Origin of the sequence: Micromonospora yangpuensis, assembly GCF_900091615.1 — a bacterium.
Classification (GTDB): domain Bacteria; phylum Actinomycetota; class Actinomycetes; order Mycobacteriales; family Micromonosporaceae; genus Micromonospora; species Micromonospora yangpuensis.
Genome location: NZ_FMIA01000002.1, coordinates 2428463 through 2450205 on the forward strand (window position 1 = coordinate 2428463; position 21743 = coordinate 2450205).

19 protein-coding genes are annotated in these 21743 nt (G+C 73.8%); 13 read left to right on the top strand and 6 right to left on the bottom strand.

All coding sequences use genetic code 11. The features are described from left to right. Positions 1-86 precede the first annotated feature (86 nt). From GA0070617_RS11125 to GA0070617_RS11145, 5 genes are read left to right on the top strand one after another with little or no spacing between them, the layout of a single operon-like run. The gene (locus tag GA0070617_RS11125; RefSeq protein ID WP_091436180.1) at positions 87-326 is read left to right on the top strand and encodes an acyl carrier protein; all 240 of its coding nucleotides are present in this window, start codon (positions 87-89) and stop codon (positions 324-326) included. Then, positions 319-1074, top strand: coding sequence for an SDR family NAD(P)-dependent oxidoreductase (locus GA0070617_RS11130; protein ID WP_091436183.1), 756 nt, complete (start codon positions 319-321; stop codon positions 1072-1074). The genes GA0070617_RS11125 and GA0070617_RS11130 overlap by 8 nt, the downstream gene beginning before the upstream one ends. Then, positions 1071-2492, top strand: coding sequence for an AMP-binding protein (locus GA0070617_RS11135; RefSeq protein WP_091436185.1), 1422 nt, complete (start codon positions 1071-1073; stop codon positions 2490-2492). Before GA0070617_RS11130 ends, GA0070617_RS11135 begins: the two co-directional genes overlap by 4 nt. Further along, positions 2489-3535 (top strand): LuxE/PaaK family acyltransferase, encoded by a 1047-nt coding sequence (locus tag GA0070617_RS11140; protein WP_091436188.1) that lies wholly within the window; start codon positions 2489-2491, stop codon positions 3533-3535. The genes GA0070617_RS11135 and GA0070617_RS11140 overlap by 4 nt, the downstream gene beginning before the upstream one ends. Next, positions 3532-4806, top strand: coding sequence for an acyl-CoA reductase (locus GA0070617_RS11145; protein WP_091436190.1), 1275 nt, complete (start codon positions 3532-3534; stop codon positions 4804-4806). The genes GA0070617_RS11140 and GA0070617_RS11145 overlap by 4 nt, the downstream gene beginning before the upstream one ends. Positions 4807-4866: 60 nt before the next feature. On the opposite strand, the gene GA0070617_RS11150 is transcribed toward GA0070617_RS11145, so the two are convergent. Continuing rightward, positions 4867-5931, bottom strand: coding sequence for a lysylphosphatidylglycerol synthase transmembrane domain-containing protein (locus GA0070617_RS11150; protein ID WP_091436192.1), 1065 nt, complete (start codon positions 5929-5931; stop codon positions 4867-4869). Positions 5932-6133: 202 nt separating this feature from the next. On the opposite strand from GA0070617_RS11150, the gene GA0070617_RS11155 reads away from it, so the two are divergent. The 4 genes from GA0070617_RS11155 to GA0070617_RS11170 all read left to right on the top strand — a co-directional run bounded on the left by GA0070617_RS11155 (position 6134) and on the right by GA0070617_RS11170 (position 12402). Further along, the gene (locus GA0070617_RS11155) at positions 6134-7234 is read left to right on the top strand and encodes a DegT/DnrJ/EryC1/StrS family aminotransferase (RefSeq protein ID WP_091436194.1); all 1101 of its coding nucleotides are present in this window, start codon (positions 6134-6136) and stop codon (positions 7232-7234) included. Then, positions 7231-8202, top strand: coding sequence for a Gfo/Idh/MocA family protein (locus GA0070617_RS11160; protein ID WP_091436196.1), 972 nt, complete (start codon positions 7231-7233; stop codon positions 8200-8202). Before GA0070617_RS11155 ends, GA0070617_RS11160 begins: the two co-directional genes overlap by 4 nt. 58 nt (positions 8203-8260) lie before the next feature. Beyond that, positions 8261-10423 (top strand): DUF6077 domain-containing protein, encoded by a 2163-nt coding sequence (locus tag GA0070617_RS30505; RefSeq protein WP_175440496.1) that lies wholly within the window; start codon positions 8261-8263, stop codon positions 10421-10423. Between the two features lie 215 nt (positions 10424-10638). Then, positions 10639-12402, top strand: a complete 1764-nt coding sequence (locus GA0070617_RS11170) for a CDP-glycerol glycerophosphotransferase family protein (RefSeq protein ID WP_091436200.1) — start codon at positions 10639-10641, stop codon at positions 12400-12402. 108 nt (positions 12403-12510) lie between these two features. Here the strand turns inward: GA0070617_RS11170 and GA0070617_RS11175 are convergent, their stop codons facing one another. Next, positions 12511-13053 (bottom strand): acyltransferase, encoded by a 543-nt coding sequence (locus GA0070617_RS11175; RefSeq protein ID WP_091436203.1) that lies wholly within the window; start codon positions 13051-13053, stop codon positions 12511-12513. Positions 13054-13264: 211 nt separating this feature from the next. Here GA0070617_RS11175 and GA0070617_RS11180 point away from each other — a divergent pair, with 211 nt between their 5' ends. Continuing rightward, entirely contained in the window at positions 13265-13921 is a 657-nt protein-coding gene (locus tag GA0070617_RS11180) for a response regulator transcription factor (RefSeq protein WP_091436205.1), read from the top strand. A gap of 9 nt (positions 13922-13930) precedes the next feature. Next, the gene (locus GA0070617_RS11185; protein WP_091436208.1) at positions 13931-15301 is read left to right on the top strand and encodes a sensor histidine kinase; all 1371 of its coding nucleotides are present in this window, start codon (positions 13931-13933) and stop codon (positions 15299-15301) included. Between the two features lie 29 nt (positions 15302-15330). Here the strand turns inward: GA0070617_RS11185 and GA0070617_RS11190 are convergent, their stop codons facing one another. From GA0070617_RS11190 to yaaA, 4 genes are all read right to left on the bottom strand, one after another. After that, complete coding sequence (locus GA0070617_RS11190) at positions 15331-15963, bottom strand: NAD(P)-dependent oxidoreductase (RefSeq protein ID WP_091436210.1); 633 nt, start codon at positions 15961-15963, stop codon at positions 15331-15333. Positions 15964-15991: 28 nt separating this feature from the next. Further along, positions 15992-16942, bottom strand: coding sequence for a TAXI family TRAP transporter solute-binding subunit (locus GA0070617_RS11195; protein ID WP_268239681.1), 951 nt, complete (start codon positions 16940-16942; stop codon positions 15992-15994). 60 nt (positions 16943-17002) lie between these two features. Next, positions 17003-17719, bottom strand: coding sequence for a hypothetical protein (locus GA0070617_RS11200; RefSeq protein ID WP_229688311.1), 717 nt, complete (start codon positions 17717-17719; stop codon positions 17003-17005). A gap of 117 nt (positions 17720-17836) precedes the next feature. Then, a complete protein-coding gene (yaaA, locus tag GA0070617_RS11205) occupies positions 17837-18634 on the bottom strand; it encodes a peroxide stress protein YaaA (protein ID WP_091436213.1) in 798 nt (265 codons plus the stop codon). 63 nt (positions 18635-18697) lie between these two features. On the opposite strand from yaaA, the gene GA0070617_RS11210 reads away from it, so the two are divergent. Both GA0070617_RS11210 and GA0070617_RS11215 read left to right on the top strand, forming a co-directional pair. Further along, complete coding sequence (locus GA0070617_RS11210; RefSeq protein WP_091436215.1) at positions 18698-19744, top strand: App1 family protein phosphatidate phosphatase; 1047 nt, start codon at positions 18698-18700, stop codon at positions 19742-19744. Positions 19745-19863: 119 nt separating this feature from the next. Next, positions 19864-21690, top strand: a complete 1827-nt coding sequence (locus tag GA0070617_RS11215) for an asparagine synthetase B family protein (RefSeq protein WP_091436218.1) — start codon at positions 19864-19866, stop codon at positions 21688-21690. Positions 21691-21743: the final 53 nt, after the last annotated feature.

Sequence of the window (21743 nt, forward strand, 5' to 3'; positions counted from 1 at the left end):
TTCGCCGTTCACCCCCCGGACAGTCGCGCGCCGTAGCGTGGCCCGGCGATCCAGCTGAGCCGACGAGCAACGGAGAAGCCCTCACCATGACCCGCACCGACCGGCTGCGTGCCGTCTTCGTCGACGCCCTCGAACTGCCGGAGGGCACCGACGTCGAGAACCTCAAGTACCGCGACATCGAGCAGTGGGACTCCCTCGGGCACATGACCCTGGTCGCCGCGATCGAGGACGAGTTCGGTGTCCAGTTGGAGACCGACCAGGTCATCGACCTGAGCAGCTTCAAGGTCGCGCTGGACCTGCTGCGGGGTCTCGGCGTCGATGAGTGAGCTGGCCGGCCGGGTCGCGTTGGTGACCGGCGGCACCCGGGGGATCGGGCTGGCCACCGCCCGGGCGTTGGCCGAGGCGGGCGCGACGGTGGTGCTCACCGGCCGCGACGCCGCCCGCGCCGAGGCGGTCGCCAAGGAGTTCGGCGGCCACGGTCTCGGCCTCGACGTCGGCGACTTCGACGCCGTCGGCGCGGTGGTCCGGCAGGTCACCGCCGACCACGGTGGCCTGGACGTGCTGGTCGCCAACGCCGGGATCATGGAGAACGGGCTGCTCGGCATGCTGCGCGCCGACGCGGTCCGGCGCACCCTGGAGGTCAACGTCGCCGGTACGGTCGCCGCCGTCCAGGCCGCCGGCCGCGCGATGGCCCGAAAACGGCAGGCGGCCGACGGTACGCCCCGCCGGGGCGGTGCCATCGTGGTGCTGGCCTCGGTGGTCGGCACCCACGGCGCGGCCGGCCAGTCGGTCTACGCCGCGTCCAAGGCGGCCCTGGTCGCGTTGGCCCGCTCGGCGGCCAAGGAGCTGGGACCCCGGGGCATCCGGGTCAACGCGGTGGCCCCCGGCGTGATCCGTACCGACCTCACCGCGTCCCTGCCGGCCGAGGTGCTCGACGGGCAGGCCGCCGCCGCGGCGCTGGGCCGGCTGGGCGAGCCCGCCGAGGTCGCCGAGGTGATCCGCTTCCTGGTCGGCGACGGGGCCCGGTACGTCACCGGCCAGGTGCTCGGGGTCGACGGCGGGCTGGTGCCATGAGGCTGGTCGCCGCGTCGGCCCGGCTGATCGACGCCGCCTCCGGCGCCACCCTCGGCGGCGACGAGCTGGCCGACCGGTTGGCCGGGGTGGCCGCCGCCTACGCCGCGTTGCCGCCCGGGGTGGTCTTCGCCCGCAGCGGCCTCACCGTCGACTCGGTGCTGCGCTACGCCGGCGCGGTCGACGCCGCCCGCCCGGTCGCCCTGCTCGACCCGGCGCTGGACCCGGCCGTGTTTGCCGACTTCGTCGTCCGCTTCGAGCCGGTCGCGGTGGTCGGGCTGGCCGAGGGGGGCGCCGGTGCCGGGACCGGGGAGCGCCCCAAGGGGTACCGGGAGGTCACCGACGCGGTGCTCGGCCCGATCTGGGTACGCGAGAGCGCCCCGGTCACCGGCTGCCATCCCGATCTCGCCGTCCTGCTGGCCACCTCCGGCTCGACCGGGGACCCGAAGTTCGTCCGGCTCTCCCGGACCGCCGTGCTGGCCAACGCCGCCGCCATCGGCACGGCGCTCGACCTGGGCCCGGACGAGATCGCACCGACCAACCTGCCGCTGTACTACAGCTTCGGCCTGTCGGTGCTCAACAGTCACCTGGCCGCCGGCGCGGCCGTGCTGGTGGTCGACGGCGGGGTGCTGGCCCGGGAGTTCTGGCAGGCCGTGGCGACGCACGGGGCGACCTCGCTGGCCGGGGTGCCCTACCACTACGAGATGCTGCACCGGATCCGGTGGAGTCCGGTGACGTACCCGTCGGTGCGGACCCTGACCCAGGCCGGCGGCCGGCTGCGCGACGAGCTGGTCCTGGCCTTCCACGAGCGGATCACCGCCACCGGCGGGCGGTTCCACGTGATGTGGGGCTGCACCGAGGCGGCACCCCGGATGAGCACCCTGCCGGCCGACGCGCTGCCCGCCCGGGTCGGCTCGGTCGGCCCCGCCCTGGCCGGCGGCTCGTTCACCGTGCGCACCGCCGACGGCACCGAGACGACCACTCCCGGCGTGGACGGCGAGCTGGTCTACCGTGGACCGAACGTCATGCTGGGCTACGCCGAACACGCCGCCGACCTGGCTCGGGGCGACGAGAACGGCGGGGTGCTGCGCACCGGTGACCTCGGGCACCTCGACGCCGACGGCTTCGTCTGGCTGCGGGGCCGGCTGGCCCGGTTCGGCAAGGTCTTCGGCGTCCGGGTCAACCTGCACGACATCGAGGAGCTGGTCGCCGACCGCGGGCCGCTGGTCGCGGTCTCCGGCCCGGACCGGGTGGTGCTCTTCGTCGAGGGCATCGACGCCGACGGGGCCCGGAGCATCGCCGGACGGCTGGCCGAGCGGCTGCGGACGCACCGCAGCGGGTTCGACGTCCGTGCCGTCGACCACCTGCCCCAGCTGCCCAACGGCAAGATCGACTATCGAGCGCTGGAGGCGCGGGTATGACGCTGTTCACCCTGCCGCAGGCCGACCGGGAGGCGCGGCTGCTCCCGGAGCTGGTCGAGCTCACCGAGCACCACCGCGCCCACAGCCCGGAGTACGCCCGGCTGCTGGCCGCCCTGGGACACCCGCCGGGCCGACGCTACGACCGGGTCGCCGACCTACCCTGGCTGCCGGTCCGGCTGTTCAAGCACCACCTGCTCAAGAGCATTCCCGACGACGAGGTGTTCAAGGTGCTCACCTCCTCGGGCACCAGTGGCGAGGTCAGCCGGATCCACCTCGACAAGGACGCCGCGTCGGTGCAGCAGCGGATGCTCAGCGCCACCATGCGGACCGTGATCGGGGCGCAGCGACTGCCGATGCTGCTGGTCGACACCCGGGCGCTCTTCGCCAACCGGCGCTCCTTCTCCGCCCGGGGCGCGGGAGTGCTGGGCATGATGAACTTCGGCCGTCAGCACACCTTCGTCCTCGACGAGCAGGACCAGCCGGACCTGGCCGCGGTCCGGGCCTTCCTCGACAGGCACGGCGACCAACCGTTCCTGATCTTCGGTTTCACCTTCATGACCTGGCTCTACCTCTACGAACTGGCCAAGGAACACCGGCTCGACCTGAGCAACGGCATCCTGATCCACAGTGGTGGCTGGAAGAAGCTGGCCGACCGGGCGGTCGACAACGCCGAGTTCCGCCGTCGGTTCACCGCCGACACCGGGCTGAGCCGGATCCACAACTTCTACGGCATGGTCGAGCAGATCGGGTTGACCTTCCTGGAGGGCCCGGACGGCGGCGGACTCTACTGCCCGGACTTCTCCGACGTCATCGTCCGGGACCCGCAGACCTGGCAGGAGGTGCCGGTCGGCACCCCCGGCGTGGTGCAGGTGATCAGCACCCTGCCCCGGTCGTACCCGGGTCACCTGCTGCTCACCGAGGACCGGGCGGTGGTGCACGGCGTCGACGACGGGGTGTGGCCGGGCAAGCGGTTCGAGATCCTGGGCCGGCTGCCGCGCGCCGAGGCCCGCGGTTGCAGCGACACCTTCGCGGCGGCGGCATGAGCACGGTGACCGGCGGCAGCCGGGAGGCCGTGGTCGAGCCGGCGGTGACCGGACGATTCCCGGCCGGCGGCCGGACCACCGTCGCCGACCTGCTGACCGGGCTACGGGCGACGCCTGTCGACGGGCCGCTGACCGTCGGCGACGAGCGGGTGGTCGAGTTCCTGGTGGCCTTCGCCCGCCGGCTGCTGCGGCCGGCGGTGGCCCGCCGGCACCCGGAACTGGCCTCCCTCGGCTTCTTCCTGCGCCGGGGCGAGATCGGCCGGGCGCTCACCGCCGTCGGCGACGAGCCCGGTCGACTGCGGTTCCCGCGCGGACTGGTCTTCCACGTGCCGCCGGCCAACGTCGACACCATCTTCGTCTACTCGTGGGCGCTGGCGGCGCTGGCCGGCAACGCCAACGTGGTACGGATCTCCTCCCGGTCGGCCGGCGCGGCAGACGCCGTCCTGGACGCGCTGAACGACACCCTGACCGAGGCGCACCCGGCGCTGCGGCAGACCCAGCGGATGGTGACCTACGGGCGGGACGACGCCGTGACCGCCGCCCTGTCGGCCGCCGCGGACCTGCGGGTGATCTGGGGTGGCGACCGCTCGGTCACCGAGATCCGCCGGCACCCGCTCGCCCCGCACGCCCGGGACGTCACCTTCCCGGACCGGTCGTCGTTCAGCGTGATCAGCGTCGCCGGCTGGCTGGCCGCCACCGAGGCCGACCGCGACGGCGCGGCGTTGGGCCTGTACAACGACGCGTACTGGTTCGACCAGGCCGCCTGTGCCTCGCCCCGGGCGGTCTACTGGGTAGGCGACCCGGCCGACAGCGACACCGCCCGGGCCGACCTGCTCACCCGGCTGCGCAGGGTGCTGGACGCCCGACGCCCGGAGATCGACGCCGCGATGGCGGTGGAGAAACGGGTGGCCACCTACGGGTTGGCGATCACCGGCGCCGCGACCGGTGTCCGGTTCCACGGCAACGACCTGGCCACGGTGGAGCTCGCCGACCCCGGTGACCTGCCGCGCCGCTGGCTCGGCGTCGGCACCTTCCCGCAGGCCCGGGTCGACGCGCTGGCCGACCTCGCCCCGGTGGTGGTCCGGCGGGACCAGACCGTCACCCACTTCGGCTTCGACGCGGCGGAGTTGACCGCCTTCGCCCGTACCGTCGCCGGCCGGGGGATCGACCGGCTGGTGCCCATCGGTGCCGCGTTGACCTTCGCCGCGACCTGGGACGGCTACGACCTGATGCGGGAGTTCACCAGGCTCACCACGCTCACCACCGGCTGAGCGGTCGCCCGGTACCGGCGTCGCCGCCGGGTGGGTCTGCGGTGCCGGCGGGCGGCCGGGTCAGGCGTTCGTGGTCGGCGAGGTGGCGACCACGTCGGGCGTGCTGCCGCGCAGTTGCCGCAGCCCGGAGAGGGCGGCGATGCCGGCGGCGAGCACGTCGGCGATGGTGAAGATCAGCCGGGAGGCCAGGGCGATGCCCATCGCCGCGCCCACCCCGCCGTGGTCGAGCAGGAACGGGGCCAGGGCGGCGACCAGCACCGCTTCCCGGACGCCGAGCCCGGAGGGGGAGAGGAAGGCGAACATGCCGACCGTCATCGCGATCGCGAACGCGCCCACCGACCGCAGCAGCCCCTCGAAGCCCGGCGCGGCCTGCGCGTTGGCCAGCAGCCAGAGGTGCACCCCGAACAGGCTGTAGCCCAGCGCGCTCCAGCCGATCACCCGGAGCACCCCCGGCCAGGTCAACCGGTGGGTCAGCGGTGGCCGGCGGAGCAGTCGCAGGGCGAGCTGCACCAGCGCGGTCAGCACCCGGGGCACCGCACAGAGCAGGGCGATCGGGAAGAGCACCGCCACGATCCAGAGCGCCACCCGCACCGAGTCGGCGTACGTCGAGTCGGAGCCGACCGCCTCCCGCAGCGACGGCAGCCCCACCACGCCGAGGCCGAGCGCGGCGGTCACCCCGAGCCCGAGCGCGATCAGCGAGGCCAGGAACGCCCGGGGCCGGGGCAGCCCGGCGCGTCGGCTCAGCTCGATCTGCAACACGTACGCCCAGACGCTGCCCGGGATGTACTTGCCGAGCTGACCCACCAGGCAGATCCGCAGGGCCGCGCCGACGGAGACCCGGTGCTCCAGATCGGCCACCGCGGCCCGCCAGGCCATCGTGTTGGCCACCATGCCGAGCAGCGCGGCGAGCACCGACAGCGTCACCGACGACCAGGCCAGGCCGAGCCAGGTGGCCCGGACCTGGGGCCACTGGTCGACGACGCTCCAGGTCATCCCCGCCACGATGGCGACGATCACCACCACCCGTACGGCCACGTTGAGCCAGCGCCGCCGCCCACCGGCCGCCGCGGACGGATCCGTCTCCGGTGCCTCGTCGACCGTACGGCGGGCTGCGGTTTCTACCACGGGTTAGTGCCTCCGTGTCGCATTTCACCCGCTGTGTGGGGGTGGGAAGGACCAAGCAAGGGATCACCCTAGCCCAGCCATCGACCGCGCGCGTACCCACCGCACCCCGAGGTGTCCTGCGCGCGACGGCCCTGTTTCGTTCTGGATTCCGCCGCTGTTAACGTCCGTGGGTGCTGCCACCGGACCCCGAGGAGAGTCATCCGTGATCCCGATATCCGTCGTCAAGCTCGACGAGGCGGCCGAAGAGCTGGCGGTCGAGGTGATCCGTTCCGGTCGGCTGGCCCAGGGCCCGATGGTGGCCCGGCTGGAGCAGGAGTTCGCCGCGCTGGTCGGTGCCGAGCACGCGGTGGCGGTCAACAACGGCACGACCGCGTTGGTCGCCGCCCTCGAGGTCTGTGACCTGCGCCCCGGTGACGAGGTGGTGACCAGCCCCTTCACCTTCGTCGCCACCCTCAACGCGATCCTCGAAGCGGGTGCCACCGCCCGCTTCGCCGACATCCGCGACGACGACTTCTGCCTGGACCCCGAGGCGCTCGCCGCCGCCGTCGGCCCGCGTACCCGGGTCGTCCTGCCGGTGCACCTGTACGGCCAGCCGGCCGACATGGCGGCGATCGTGCCGGTCGTCCAGCGGCACGGGCTCGGCCTGGTCGAGGACACCGCCCAGTCGCTGGGTGCCACCGTCGACGGGCGCGGCGCGGGCAGTTTCGGTCTCGGCACGTTCTCCCTCTACGCCACCAAGAACCTCACCACGGGTGAGGGTGGGATGATCACCACCAACGACGCGACGCTCGCCGACCGGCTGCGGGTGCTGCGCAACCAGGGCATGCGCCAGCGCTACCAGTACGAGGTCGCCGGGCACAACTACCGGTTGACCGACCTGCAGGCGGCGCTCGGCATCCCCCAGCTGGCCGGTTACGGCGCGAACGTCAAGCGGCGCAAGGACAACGCCGCCCAGCTCTCCGCCGGCCTGGCCGACCTGCCCGGCCTGCGGCTGCCGACCGAGCGGCCGGGTCGCTCCCACGTCTGGCACCAGTACACCGTGCTGGTCACCGCCGACGCCGCGGTCTCCCGGGACGAGCTGGTCGCCAAGCTGACCGAGCAGGGGGTCGGCTGTGGCGTCTACTACCCCCGGACCGTCTACGACTACGACTGCTACCGGGAACACCCCCGGGTGGTCGCCGACCCGGCGCCGGTGGCCGAGCGGGTGGCCCGGCAGTGCCTGTCGCTGCCGGTGCACCACCACCTCACCGACGACGAGGTGCAGCGGGTGGTCGAGGCGGTCCGGACGGCGGTGGGCGGGTGAGCGCCCCGGTCCGGTTCGCGCTGGTGGGCACGGGCACGATGGGGTCGCTGCACGCCCGGGTGATCTCCCAGTCACTCCGGGCCCGGCTGGTCCGGGTCGTCGAGCCCCGGGAGGAGACCGGTCGCCAGATCGCCGACCGGTACGGCGCGCAGTGGGCGCCGGAGCTGGGTGACCTGGCCGACGTGGACGCCGTCGTGGTCGCCGCCCCCACCGAGTACCACCACGGACTGGCCGAGCGGGTCCTCGCCGCCGACAAGCCGCTGCTGATCGAGAAGCCGGTCTGCGGCAGCCTCGCCGAGACCGAGGAGGTCGTGGCGCAGGCCGAGAAGCGCGGCGTGCCGCTGCTCTGCGGCCTGCTGGAGCGCTTCAACCCGGCGGTGCTGACCGCGCTGGCGTTGGCCCACCGGCCGGTGCACCTGAGCGTGGCCCGGCACTCGCCGTACGCGCCCCGGATCCGTACCGGGGTCGCCTGGGACCTGCTCGTGCACGACGTCGACCTGGCGATCCAGGTCTTCGGCGGGGCCGCCCCCACGGTGGTCCGGGGGTCGCTCGGCTACTTCCATCCCGACTCGGTGGCCGGTGCCGAGGACGTCGCCGAGGCGGTGCTGACCTTCGACGGCGGCGCGCTGGCCAACGTCTCCGCCAGTCGGATCGGTCAGCGCAAGGTCCGTACACTGGTGGTCAGCGAGGTGGACCGGCTGATCGAGGCTGACCTGATCCGCAAGGACGTCACGATCTACCGGCACGTCTCGCTGGACGCGGCCACGCCGGACGGCCGGGGTTACCGGCAGCAGAGCATCATCGAGGTGCCGGAGCTGGTGTCGAACCGGGAGCCGTTGGCCGCCCAGCTCGACCACTTCCTCGACATCCTCGCCGGACGGCTGGACGCCGACGCCGAACGGCAACGGATCCTGCCGGCGCACCGTACGGTCGCCAGCGTGATCGAGGACAACCCGCCGCAGCGCTGAGGCGTTCTCCCGGCAGGGCCACCACCAACTCTCATCAGGGCCACCCCAAGGACGTTCTGTGTCGAAGGTCGGAAGTTCCGTCGTGATCGAGGTCGAGCCGACCCCGGTGGTCGTGCCGGCCGCGCCGGTGCCACCGCGTACCGGGGTGCTCGAACGGATCCGCCGGTTCGTCGCGGCGGTGCCGCGCCGGCTGACCGACGCCGCGGTGGTGGCCTTCGCCCTCTACACCGTGCTGTACCACGCGGCGTTCCTGTTCCGGTGGGCTCCCTCGGTGACCTTCCTGGTCTGGCTCGGTGGCTGCGGGGTGCTCGCCGTCCTGCGGCTGGGCGTGGCCGTCCAGCGGGCCCGGACCGCCCGCCACCGACCGGTCGCCGCCCCGACCCCGACCACCACCACCACCACCGACGCCGCCGGGGCGACACCGGCCACCGCCGCCGACGCCGGGGCGGTCCCGGCGGACTCTCCGGTACCCGGCAGCGCCCGGTCCGGCCCGAGGTGGTGGTGGATGCTGGCCGCGGCGGCGGTCGGGGTGGCGGCGGCGGTCACCGCGAGCCAGGGCGGGGCCATGCCGTGGTGGGTGCCCGCGTCGCTCGGCGTGCTCGCCTCGGTCGCGGTGGCGCTGCTGGCCCGGCGTACCTGGTTCACCGCCGACGCCGACACCCCGACCGCGACCGCTTGGCAGACCTGGTACGTCCTGCTGGTCTCCGCCGGGGTGGCCGTCTCCTCGCTGTACGGGGCGCGCAACACCCCCGACGACGTCTTCTACCTCGGCAAGTCGGTGTGGGTGGCCGAGCGGGACAGCGTCCCGCTGCGGGACTTCCTCTTCACCGAGGAGATCATGCCGCCGCTGAGCACCCAGCCGCCGATCGCCTCCATCGAGGTCTTCGCCGGCTCGCTCGGCCGCTTCTTCGGCCTGCACGCGGCCACCGCCACCTGGTACGTCCTGCTGCCGGCACTGGCCGTGCTGGCGATCATCGCGCTGTGGCGCCTGGTGCACCGGTGGGCCCCCCGGCGGCCGGTGCTGGCCTTCACCGTCGCGGTCGCCTACCTCTACCTGGTGGCCGGCGGCGACGCCGCGCTGGGCACCTTCCACCTGCCCCGGCTCTACGAGGGCAAGGGGATGTTCGTCTCCGCCGCCGTACCGCTGATGTGGGTCTACCTGACCGACTGGTTCGAGTCGCGGTCGAAGTGGCGGCTCTTCCTGATCTTCGCGCTGTCGGTGGTCTCGATCGGGCTCACCTCCACCTCGGCGATCATCCTGCCGATCCTGGTCGGTGCGGCGGCGCTGGCGATGGCCCTGGTCGGGAGGTGGTGGCAGGCGGTGGCCACGTTCGCCGTGGCGCTGGTCTACCCGATCGGGGCGGTGGTGGTCACCCGGCTGGTGCTCGGCCCGGTCACCGAGGTCGGCGGGACCACCCAGTTCTTCGACGGTGAGGGCACCTACCGCCGGACCCTGCTGATCGGGACGCTGGGCGTGATCGGCGGGCTGGCCCTGTGGTGCGCGCCGCTGCTGCTGCGCCGGCGGGCGCCCCGGCTGCTCGCCGCGGGCGCGGCGGTGACCATGAGCGTGCTCTTCGTGCCGGGGGTGCTGGAGTTCCTCGGCTCGGTCACCGGGGTCTCGGCGGTGCTCTGGCGGGTGCCCTGGATCCTCGCCCTACCGGGTCTGGTCGGCATCCTCTGCACCCTGCACCCACCCCGGTTCGACTGGCTCGGTCGGCTGCTCGGCGCGCTGGTGGCCGCCGCGCTGGTCGCGTCGTTCAGCCTCTACGGCACGCCGATGTGGGACCGGGACAGCTACGTCGAGACCCATCCCCGGCCGGTCTGGAAGATGCCGCAGGACCGGCAGGGCCGGATCGAGTGGATCCACGGGCTGGACCGCCCGCCGGGCCTGCTGCTGGCACCCAGCACGCTGATGCGGATCGCGCCGATCATCAGCAGCCGGATGCGGGTCGTGCTGCCCCGCGACGGTTACCTGATCGAGTACGACTGGTCGTCGGAGTTCGCGCAGGACCGGCTGCGGCTCGCCGCGCTCGCCGACGGCACGGAGGTCGCGCCCCTGCCCGACATCGAGGCGGCGATCGACCGGCTGGAGGTGGGCACGATCTGCCTCTACTTCGGCAACCGGGCCGGCCGTCGGGCCGTCGAGCGACTCGGCTTCGAGGTGTTCGCCGAGCGGGAGAACCCGACCGGCTCGATGCGGTGTCTGCGCCGTACCGGCTGACCCGGCGCGGGGGTGGACGGCCGGGTCCGACGGGTCCGGCCGTGGGTGCCACGACCCTCGATACCCGAACGGCGACCCGCGTCGGCTTCGCGTTAAGGTCGTGTGCAGTCAGGCCGATAACGCCCAAACGTCGCCGGTTCTCACCGGCCGCGCGCAGCGGTCCCTTCCCACTCGTCCGGCCCGGCTCGTCGTCGATCTCGTAGGGAGAACCATCCTTGTTCGGCACGTTACTCCAGCGACTCGGGGTCCCCGCCCGCGGTGCGCTGCTGCTGCTGTGCTATCTGACCATGCTCGTCGCGGCCGTGTTCGGTGGGACCTGGGTCTTCGCCGTCGCCGGGCTGGCCGCGGTCGCCGGTGAGTTCGCCATCGAGCGCTGGTCCGCCCCGGCGCGGGTGTTGCTGGACAAGGTCGGCCTCGGCCGGCTCTACCGGCAACTCGCCCGGGACCTGGCGGTGGTCCTGCTGGTGGTGACCACGGTGCGCCCGGGTCTGGGGCAGCTCACCGCGGTCCTGCTGCTGCTGGCGGGGGTCTGGGGGACCGGGGTCTTCGCCGGGGCCTTCTCCCGCATGATCAACCGGCGTAACCCGGTCTCCGCGTTGGTCCGCAACATCGATCTCGGTCACATCACCGAGGCCCCACGTCCGCCGGCCTGGACCACGGCGCTGATGGGCAGCCAGATGGCCCAGCTGAACATCCTGCTCATCCCGGCCGTGGCCGTCGCCGCGTACCTCGGTGACGTGCTGCCGGTGCTGGTGGCCGGGGTGCTGGCCGCCGCGGTGGCCGCCGTGGTGGGGCTGCTCGTCGTGGTCACCTGGCTGCGCGGGCGGGGTCAGGGCACCGGCAAGAGCTCCGTGCTCGCCGCGGTGCAGGGCTGGCTGGACAGCTACCAGCCACAGGTGGCGCTCTACTTCGCCGGTCCGGCCAAGGACGTCTACCAGGCCAACATGTGGCTGGCCCCGACCGAGGCGCTCGACCAGCGCGGGGTCGTGCTGATGCGCAGCAAGGAGGCCTTCACCGAGCTGGCCGACACCCGGCTCCCGGTGATCTGCGTACCGGCCAGTGTGGACTTCATGAACCTCGAACTGGGCAGCGTGCGGGCGGCGATGTACGCGGCCAACGTGGGCGCGAACATCCACATGCTGCGCGAGCCGGGCATGAAGCACGTCTTCGTCGGCCACGGCGACAGCGACAAGCAGGCGAGCGTCAACCCGTACAGCAAGGTGTACGACGAGGTGTGGGTCGCCGGTCTGGCCGGACGGGAGCGGTACGCCCGCGCCGGGGTCGGGGTGCTGGACGCCGACATCGTCGAGATCGGCCGGCCGCAGCTCGCCGGGGTGCACACCTTCGGTGCCCAGTCGGTCGACCGGCCGTTCACCGTGCTGTACGCGCCGACCTGGGAGGGGTGGCTGGACGACGACCCCTACCACACCTCGGTGGTGCTGATGGGTGAGCGGATCGTGAAGAGCCTGCTGAAGGCGCAGCCGGGCGTCCGGTTGATCTACAAGCCGCACCCGCTGACCGGGGCCCGCTCCAAGGAGGCCAAGGCGGTGCACGAGCGGATCGTGGCCCGCATCGGCGCGGCCGGCGGGGACGTCAACTCGACCAGTCTGGACGGACCCGGCCACCGGGTGGTGACCGGTCGGGTGCCGGGGCTGTTCGATTGTTTCAACCAGACCGACCTGATGATCAGCGACATCTCCAGCGTGGTCTCCGACTTCGTGCAGAGTCAGCGGCCGTACGTGGTGGCCAACCCGAGCGGGTTGCCGGAGGACGAGTTCCGGCGGCAGTTCCCCACCTCGCGCGGGGCGTACCTGCTCTCGGTGGACTGCGGCGAGCTGGCGAAGATCCTCACCCTCACCCGGGCCGGCGACGACCCGATGACCGAGGCCCGTCGGGAGCTGAAGACCTACCTGCTCGGCCCGGACGAGCCGAACTCGATGGAGCGCTTCCGGCAGGAGATCACCCGGCTCTGCTACTGACCGGCGTCGGTTCGACGGACGGGGGACGGCGACACGCCGTCCCCCGTGCCACGTCCGGCCACCGGAGACCGGCACCGGCCGCCGGGGCCGGGCCCGACAGCGGCCGGGTCAGCCGCGCCGGGGTGGGGTGTCGACGTCCCGGGAGACCACCTCGCCGCGCTCGTCCACCCAGCCCTTCGGCCGCGCCGGATTGCCGGCGACCAACTGGTACGGCGCGACGTCGCGGGTCACCACCGAACCGGCCGCGATCATGGCGTACTCGCCCACCTCGATGCCGCAGACCAGGGTGGCGTTGGCGCCGATCGAGGCGCCCCGACGGACCACCGTCGGGGTGATCTTCCAGTCCGGGTTCTGCGCGCGGGGGCGGAAGTCGTTGGTGAAGACCGCGCAGGGGCCGACGAAGACCTCGTCCTCCAGGGTCACCCCCTGGTAGACGGAGACATTGTTCTGGATCTTGACGAGGTCGCCGACGCGCACCCCGGCGTCGACGTACACGTTGCGGCCGATCACGCAGCCGGCACCGATCCGGGCGGTGGACCGGACGTGGGCCAGGTGCCAGACCTTGCTGCCCTCGCCGACCTGGGCGCCGGCTTCGACGTCGGCGCTGGGGTGCACGAAGACCGCGGGCGGCCGGGATTCAGTGTCAGTCACTCTCAACTCACCAGGATTCGCAGGTCGCGGGGGTACGCCGGACCGGCCGCCACCCGCACGGGACAGGCTGCGCCACGCGCACCCGGTACCGCGGGAGGTCACCGGCTGGGCGCGGGCTCGGCGTAGCATAGCGACCCCGTCGCCCCGGCCGCCGCGTCCCGTCGGACCGGTGCCATCATGCCGGGGCGACCGGTGCGACGAAGGGGGCGGGGTGCGGATCCTGCTGGTGGAGGACGACCGCCGGGTGGCGGCGGCCCTGTCGTCGGCGCTTACCCGCCGGGGGTACGAGGTCGAGCGGGCCGCCACCGTCGCCGCCGCCCTCTCGGCCGCCCCGTGCGACCTGGTGCTGCTGGACCTGAACCTGCCCGACGGCGACGGCGTGGACCTCTGCCGTGAGCTGCGTCGGCGCAGCAACCAGTTGGGCATCATCGCGGTCACCGCCCGGGGCGAGGAACGGGACCGGGTGCTCGGGCTGCGGTTGGGCGCCGACGACTACGTGGTCAAGCCGTTCTCGATGGTGGAGCTGCAGGCCCGCATCGAGGCGCTGCTGCGCCGGACCGCGCACACCCGGCCACAGCGGGACCGGATCGAGGCCGGGCCGCTGCGCCTGGACGTGGCGGGCCGGACGGTCACCGTCGACGACCGGGAGGTCGCCCTGACCCGCAAGGAGTTCGACATCCTGCTCTCCATCGCCCGGCAGCCGGGCGTGGCGGTGTCGCGCGACCGGATCCTGCTCGACGTCTGGGGCACCACCTTCGCCGACCGGCACACCGTCGAGGTGCACGTGGCGTCGTTGCGCGGCAAGCTCGGCGAGCCGGGGCTGGTGGAGACGGTGCGTGGGGTCGGCTACCGGCTCCGCGCCGGGTGAGGTGCCCCGGTGCGTCGTCGGCTGGTGATCAGCTATCTGCTGCTGATGGTGCTGGTGCTGCTGGCCCTGGAGACCCCGCTCGCGCTCACCCTGGCCAGCCGGGAGACCGACCGGGTACGCGCCGACCGGCTCGCCGACGCGACCCGGTTCGCCTCGCTGGCCGGCCCGGCACTGCGCGACGGGGCCACCGGACCGCTCGGCGGTGAACTCGCCAGCTACGACGAGCTGTATGGCATCGGCGCGGCCGTGGTCGACCGGGACCGCCGTACCGTGGTGGCCTCGGCGAGTTGGCGCGCCGGGGCGGGCACGGCACCGGCCCTGGACACCGCCCTGTCCGGGTTACAGGTGAGCGAACCGGACTCGGTCTGGCCCTGGACGGACACCCCGGTGGTGGTGGCGGTGCCGATCAACGACGGCGGTGAGGTGCTCGGCGCGGTGGTCATCACCACCCCGTCGGACCGGATCGGCCGCAGCGTCGCCGCCTGGTGGGCGTTGCTGGCCGGGATCGGGGTGCTCGTCGTGGTGGCCTGCGTGCTGCTGGCCTTCGGGCTGGCCGGCTGGGTGTTGCGGCCGGTCACCGAGCTGGACGCGGTGACCCACGAGATCGCCGAGGGGGACCGGGGCGCCCGGGTGCAGCACCGGCTCGGCCCGCCCGAGCTGCGCCGCCTCGCGGTCAGCTTCAACGACATGGCCGACGTGGTCTCCGACGTGATGGACCGGCAGCGGGCCTTCGTGGCCCACGCCAGCCACCAGCTGCGTAACCCGTTGACCGCGCTGCGGTTACGGGTGGAGGAACTCGGCCCGAGCCTGCCCGACGAGGACGGGCGGGCCGAGCACCAACTGGCCCTGGAGGAGACCGACCGGCTGGCCCAGGTGCTCGACGCGCTGCTCACCCTGGCCCGCGCGGAGCGTACCGAGAACGAACGGGTCACCGTCGAGGCCGCCGCCGTCGCCGCGTCCCGGGTCACCGCCTGGGAGCCGCTGGCCCGGCACCGGTCGGTCACCCTGCGCCTGGTGACCGCCGACGCGCCGGCGTACGCCCGGACCGTGCCGACCGCCGTCGACCAGACCCTGGACGCGTTGATCGACAACGCGGTGAAGTTCAGCGGCGCCGGCGCCGAGGTGACGGTGACCGTCCGGCGCACCGCCGGTGGGGTGGCGGTGGCGGTCCGCGACACCGGCCCGGGGATGACGGCCAGCCAGCTCGGCCAGGCCACCGAGCGGTTCTGGCGGGCCCCGCAGGTGCAGAACGTCGACGGGGCCGGCCTCGGGCTGACCATCGTCGCGGTCCTGGTCGACGCCTCCGACGGCCGGCTGACCATGCGCCCCGCCGAGCCCCGCGGGCTGCTCGCCGAGGTCTGGTTCCCGGCGGGTGACTGACCGGGGCAGGACGGTTCAGTAGCCCAGGTTCAGTAGCCCACCGCGAGGGTGTGGCCGACGGTGGCGGGGTCGTCCAGGGTGGCGAGCAGGGCGTGGGCCAGGTCGGCGCGGGAGAGCGCGGTGCCGCCGCGCACGTTGCGGTCCAGCGCGGTGCGGTAGCGCCGGTGCCCGCCCCGGGTCAGCCGGGGCGGGCGCACGATGGTCCAGTCCAGGCCGCTGCCGGAGACGACCTGCTCGGCCCGGGTGAAGTCGGCGAAGGTGTCGCGCAGGAACAGCCGCAGCAGCGGCTTGTAGACACCCCGGGTCAGCGGGCCGTCGCCCTCGTCGACCACCGGCCCGGCGGCGGTGACCACGACCAGCCGGCGGGTGCCGGCGGCGCGCATCGCGGTGCTGATCGCCCGGGCCCCGTCGGCGCAGACGGTGGTGTCGGTGCGGGCCCGGGCCCCGAGGGTGGAGACCACCGCGTCGGCACCGGTCACGCTGGCGGAGATGGCGTCCGGATCCATGCTGTCGGCGATCACCGTGGTCAGTCCGGGCCGGTCGGCGTCGGGCAGTCGGGCCGGGTCGCGGACCACGGCGGTGACCCGGTGGCCGGCGTCGAGGGCGAGACGTACCAGGTGCCGGCCGGTGCCGCCGGTCGCGCCGAAGACGGTGATGCGCAAGACGCCCTCCTGAGGTCGGTCGGGGTGGTCAGGGCTTGTTCTCCCGGTACCAGGTGGCCGCGCCGGGGTGCAGCGGCAGCGGCGTGGTGGCGATCGCCGAGCGGGGGTTCATCCGACCGGCGGCCGGGTGCGCGGCGGCGAGTTCGGCCCGCCGCTGCATCAGCAGCCGGGTCACCTCGCGGACCAGTGGCTGCGGCAGGCTGCCCCGCACGATCAGGTAGTTCGGGTTGGCCACCGTGGTCACCGGCTCCATGCCGTACACCGAGCTGGGGATGTCCCGCAGCACGTAGACCTGGGGGTAGTTGCGGCGCAGCGGCTCGACCCACTCGCCGAGGTCGACCACGCGGGTGGCGGTGCCGGCGGCCAGTTGCTCGACGGCGCGTACCGGCAGGCCGCCGGAGAAGAAGAACGCGTCGATCTGGCCCGTCCGCAGGGCGTCGACCGACTCGTCCAGGCTCAGCGGTCGCCGGTCGACCGCGTCGTCGCTGAGGCCGGCGACGGTCAGTAGGCGGGTCGCGGTGATCTCCGTACCGGAGCCGGGCGCGCCCACCGAGACCCGTCGGCCGCGCAGGTCGGCCAGGGTGCGTACCGGGCCGGCGGCGGTGGTGACCAGGTGCAGCAGGTCGTCGTAGACCCGGGCCACGGCGACCACCTCGGGATCGGCGGCCGGGCCGGTCTCCAGCACGTCGGCCTGGGTGAAGCCCAGCTCCGCCTCGCCCCGGCCGACCAGCCGGACGTTCGCGGCCGAGGCGGCGGTGACCACCACGCTGGCCCGTACCTCGGGCAGTTCACGGTTGAGGATGGTGGCCAGGGACTGGCCGAAGGCGTGGTAGACGGCGGTCGGGCTGCCGGTGGCGATCCGGATCGGCACCGGTTCGCCGGGTTTCTCCCGGCAGCCGACCAGGCCGGCGGGCAGCATCAGCAGCACCACCAGCCCGGCGGTGTACCGCCGCCCGCGCGCAGACCAGCGACCGTTCACGGGCTGCACTGTGCGCCGTGGACGGCACGTACCGCAACCCGAGAACCAGTCGGGATGTGGTCAGCCGGTCGGCCGACCGGCGGGGTGAGCTGGGCCGGTCGGTCGACCGGTGGGGTCGAGCGAACCGGCGGGCAGTGTGGTGTGGGCCAGGATGCGGTCCCGGTCGGGGCCGTCGGCGACGCTGACCACGAAACAGCCGGCACCCGGGCGCAGCAGGGCCGGCACGTCCAGCAGCGCGGCGCTGCGGATCAGCACCGCGGCCAGGTCCCGGTCGGCCAGCCGGACCCCGAGGATGTGCCGGCGGACGTGCCGGCCACCGGCCAGCAGGGCCGAGCGCCACGCCGCCCCGGCCAGCCGGGACCGCCCGGTCCGGCGGGTGTTCGACGCGCCGGGTGCCGGCCCGCCCAGCAACTCCCGGCGGCCCTGGTGCCAGCCGGCCGCCAGCAGCGTCAGGTACCGGTGGCGGTGCCCGTCGGGCACCCACAACCGGTGCAGCTCGTAGCGGCGGCGCAGGCCACCGACGGCGACCTCGTGGCGTACCGGCACGTCGAGCCGGTCGAGCAGCTGCCACATCCGGTGCGCCGCCTCCTGCCGGTTGAACTCCGCCGGCCCGGTCGGGCGCGGCTCGGCGCAGCGGCGGCGGCCGGGGTCCACCGGCGCGGGCGCACAGCGCAGCAGGCAGGCTGCCTCGAACGCGTCGACCAGGGTCGGCCAGGCCAGCGGCGGAGGCGGCACCGGCGGGCGGAACCGGTCGAGCAGGATGGATTCGCGGGCCACGCGGGCACTCCTTGTCGACAAGGGGAGTTCCCTCACGGTGGCAAACCGGCGGCCCGGAGGGTACCGGTCCGGGCCAGCCTTGAGGAAAACTTGCGGTGGCCGGCTTGCGGTGGCCGGTCAGAGTTCGGCCACCACCACGTCGACCTGCCGGGGGCGGCCGGCGGTCACCGGTGCCTCCTGCACGGTGTACTTCAGCTCCCGCAGCGCGCCGACCAGCTCGGCGGCGGTGCGTGGCCGGGCGCCGGCGGTCAGCAGGTCCCGGACCAGCCGGCCCTTGGTGGCCTTGTTGAAGTGGCTCACCACCGACCGGACCACGCTGCCGTCGACTACCCGTTCGTGCAGCACCCGGACGGTCACCGTGCGCTCGGCCAGCTCACCACGGGGGGTCCAGGTCGAGGCGTACGCCCCGGAGCGCAGGTCGAGCAGGGGTCCGTCGGCGGCCGCGGCGGCCATCGCCGACGGCAGCTCCCGTCGCCAGTACGCCGGCAGGGGCCCCGGACCGGGCAGCCGGGCCGAGATCGGGCAGCGGTACGGCGGGATCCGGTCGGTCAGCCGCAGCGCCCCCCAGAGGCCGGAGGAGATCAGCACCGACCGGGCCGCCGAGCGGCGGGCGGCCGGGGCGAGCGTGTCGAGGTCGAGGGCGGCGTAGAGCACCCCGGTGTAGACCTGTCCGGCCGGGGCGGTCGCCGCCCGGTCGAGCCGGGTGTTGCGGCGTACTTCGGCGCGCTGCCCCGGGCCGAGCCCGAGCGCGTCGAGCGCGGCCGTGTCGTCCGGTGCGGCGCAGAGTGCGCCCAGCGCGTCCAGCACCCGTTGCCGGGCCGGATTCAACTCGGGCAGGCTGAGTCGGGACAGGTCGAGCCGCCGGCCGGTGCCGGTGTCGATCTTGCCTTCCGAGGGCGGCAGCAGGATGAGCATGCGGGTCGGGGCTCCTCTCGCCTCGCGTGGCCGGGGTCGGCCGGGTGTGGCAGGGTGGCAGGCGTGTCACCGAAAAGCGTCGGCGAACTGGCCGTACCCACCCTGCACCGCGCCGCGCGGATCGAGGACGCCGTGCACCAGTTGGTCGAGCGTCGGCTGCGGCGTACCGGGTGGCGGATCAACATCATCGCGTACACCGGCTACGGCGCGCCCGGCTGGGTGCGGGTGATGTGCCGGGTGCTGCTCGGTCGACCGGATCCGGACGACCGCCGGCGGGGCCGGCTGGAGAAGGTACGGGGCTGGCGCAGCTTCGCCACCCTGCCGGCCAAGCACGTCACGGTCACCATCGACGCGGGGGGCGTACGGCAGCAGGCGAAGGCCGACCGCAGCGGTTTCGTGGAGACCGTGGTCAAGGCCGACCTGCCGCCCGGCTGGGGGACGGTACGGATCAGCCTGCCCGACGCCGAGCCGGTGGACGCGCCGGTGCGCATCCTCGACCCGGAGGTCCGCTTCGGCATCCTCTCCGACATCGACGACACGGTGATGGTCACCGCGCTGCCCCGGCCGCTGCTGGCCGCGTGGAACACCTTCGTTCTCGACGAGCACGCCCGTAACGCGGTGCCCGGCATGGCGGTGCTCTACGAGCGCCTGGTCACCGCGCATCCCGGCGCCCCGGTGTTCTACCTCTCCACCGGCGCGTGGAACGTCGCGCCGACGTTGACCCGCTTCCTCTCCCGGCACCTCTACCCGGCCGGGCCGCTGCTGCTGACCGACTGGGGCCCGACCCACGACCGGTGGTTCCGCAGCGGCCGGGAGCACAAGCGGGCCACCCTGGAGCGGCTGTCCCGGGAGTTCCCCGACGTGCGGTGGCTGCTGGTCGGCGACGACGGCCAGCATGACCAGGAGATCTACCGCGAGTTCGCCGCCGGCCACCCGGGCAACGTGGCCGGGGTGGCGATCCGGCGGCTCTCGCCCACCCAGGCGGTCCTCGCCGGCAGCCTCCCCGCGCCGCTGGACCGCCGGAGCGAGGGTACGGCGCGGCAGAAGTGGCTCTCCGCGCCGGACGGGGCGGGGCTGTGGCAGTTGCTGCGCGAGGCCGGCATGGTCTGACCGGGCTCGATTTCGCGGTTTGGCCGCCGGGTCGTCCTCTGCTCCGATTAGGGTAATGAAATGTCTGGTTTAATCCCGCGTGGGGTTATCCGGGGTCTCATCACCGTGGGGAGAGCACGATGTGCGGCGTCTGTGGGGTGGTCGGCGACTCCGGCCGACGCGCCGGTGGCCTGAACCTGGTCGTCGGGATGAACGCCGCCCAGCGGCACCGGGGCCCGGACGGTGACGCCACCTGGGCGGGGCCCGGGGCGGTGCTGGGGCACACCCGGTTGGCCGTGGTCGACCTCTCCGACGGCGGCCGACAGCCCTTCGTCAGCACCGACGGCACCGTCGCCGTGGTCTTCAACGGCGAGATCTACAACCACGGGGAGCTGCGTCGCCGGTACGCCCTGACCACCGCCGAGGAGTGTGACGGGGCCATCCTGCCGGAACTCTGGGCCCGCCTGGGCACCGAGATGTTCGGCCACCTGCGGGGCATGTACGCCATCGCCGTGCACGACGCCCGGCAGGCCACCACGACGCTGGCCCGCGACCCGTTCGGGATCAAACCGCTCTACTGGTCGTCGACCGGGCACGGGCTGGCCTTCGCCTCCGAGTGCCGGTCGCTGCTGCCGCTGCACCCCGACGCGGCGCTGCGGGCCGACGCGTTGCACCGGTTCGTGGCCTTCGGCGCGATCGGCGCGGACGCCTCGCCGTTCACCGGCATCTCGGCGGTACCGGCCAACGGCTGGATCCAGTGGGGTGCCGACCGCACGGTACGCCGGGGTGTGGCGCGACCGGATCTGCTCACCGACCTGCCACCGACCACGCCGGCCGAGCTGCGGGCGGCCTTCCTCGACTCGGTCGCCCACCATCTGGGCAGCGACGTGCCGGTGGCGCTGCTGCTCTCGGCCGGCTTGGACTCGGCCGCCCTGGCCTGGGCCGGCCGGGAACTCGGCACCGAGCTGGTCTGCGTCACCGTCGATCAGGACGGGGTGATGGGCGAGTCGTCCCGGGCGGCGCGCTGGGCGGACGAGCTCAGCCACCCGCACGTGTGTGTCACCACCCGGCCCGACCTGGCCGACGTGCGGCACTACCTTGCCGCGATGCAACGGCCGTCTATCGACGGGCTCAACACCTTCGTGGTCAGCCGGGCCGTGGCCGGGATCGGCCTGAAGGTCGCCCTTTCCGGCCTCGGCGGGGACGAGATCCTGGCCGGCTATCCCGTCTTCCGGATGCTGCGGGCGTTGCCCCTGCTGCGGGCCGCCGACCGGCTGCGGCTGTCCCGGCTGCTGGCCGGGCTCGCCCCCGCCGACCGGCGGAAACTGGCCCTGCTGGCCGGCCCCGGGGGTCCCCGGGACGCCGCCGGCCTGGGTACGCTGGCCCGCCGGTTGACCGCCGAGCCCGAGCTGCGGCGCCTGCTGCCCTGGGCCGGGCCCACGGTGCCGGCGGAGTCCACCGGTGACCGGTCGGCCCTCGCCCTGTCCCGGTACGAGATCCGGAATTACCTGGGCGCGGTGCTGCTACCCGACGGCGACGCCTTCTCGATGGCCTGCTCGGTGGAGCTGCGGGTGCCCTTCGTGGACGTGCCGTTCGCCCGGCGGGCCCTGGCCCTCGACCCCAGACGTGGCGTCGGCAAGCGCGGCTTCGCCGCCTGCCTCGACGATCGTGGGCTCCGCCGGGTCGCGGCCCGCCGCAAGCAGGGCTTCACCCTGCCGATGGACCGGTGGATGCGCAGCGGACCGCTGGCGCCCGTGGTGCGCGCCGCCGCCGCGCCGGACGCGCCGGTACGCGAGGTCCTCGACCGCGCCGGGGTGGACGCGGTGCTCGCCGGTTGGCGGACCGGTGCCCTGCCCTGGACCAGGGCCTGGCAGGTGGCGGTCCTGGACGGCTGGCTGCGTACCCTGGATACGTCCGTGGTCCGGCTGCGGCACGACCCGGCGGACTCGCCCCTCGTCGTGGCCTGACGCCCGCGCCCCGCTCCCGTCGTCACCCCTTTCCCCGTGCGGAGCCATGATCG

What these genes read in the sequence shown, in the direction of transcription:
- GA0070617_RS11145 (WP_091436190.1), top strand. Translation starts at nt 3,532, where the DNA reads ATGAGCACGGTGACCGGCGGCAGCCGGGAGGCCGTGGTCGAGCCGGCG.
- GA0070617_RS11215 (WP_091436218.1), top strand. Translation starts at nt 19,864, where the DNA reads ATGTGCGGCGTCTGTGGGGTGGTCGGCGACTCCGGCCGACGCGCCGGT.
- yaaA (WP_091436213.1), bottom strand. Translation starts at nt 18,634, where the DNA reads ATGCTCATCCTGCTGCCGCCCTCGGAAGGCAAGATCGACACCGGCACC.
- GA0070617_RS11135 (WP_091436185.1), top strand. Translation starts at nt 1,071, where the DNA reads ATGAGGCTGGTCGCCGCGTCGGCCCGGCTGATCGACGCCGCCTCCGGC.
- GA0070617_RS11130 (WP_091436183.1), top strand. Translation starts at nt 319, where the DNA reads ATGAGTGAGCTGGCCGGCCGGGTCGCGTTGGTGACCGGCGGCACCCGG.
- GA0070617_RS11140 (WP_091436188.1), top strand. Translation starts at nt 2,489, where the DNA reads ATGACGCTGTTCACCCTGCCGCAGGCCGACCGGGAGGCGCGGCTGCTC.
- GA0070617_RS11125 (WP_091436180.1), top strand. Translation starts at nt 87, where the DNA reads ATGACCCGCACCGACCGGCTGCGTGCCGTCTTCGTCGACGCCCTCGAA.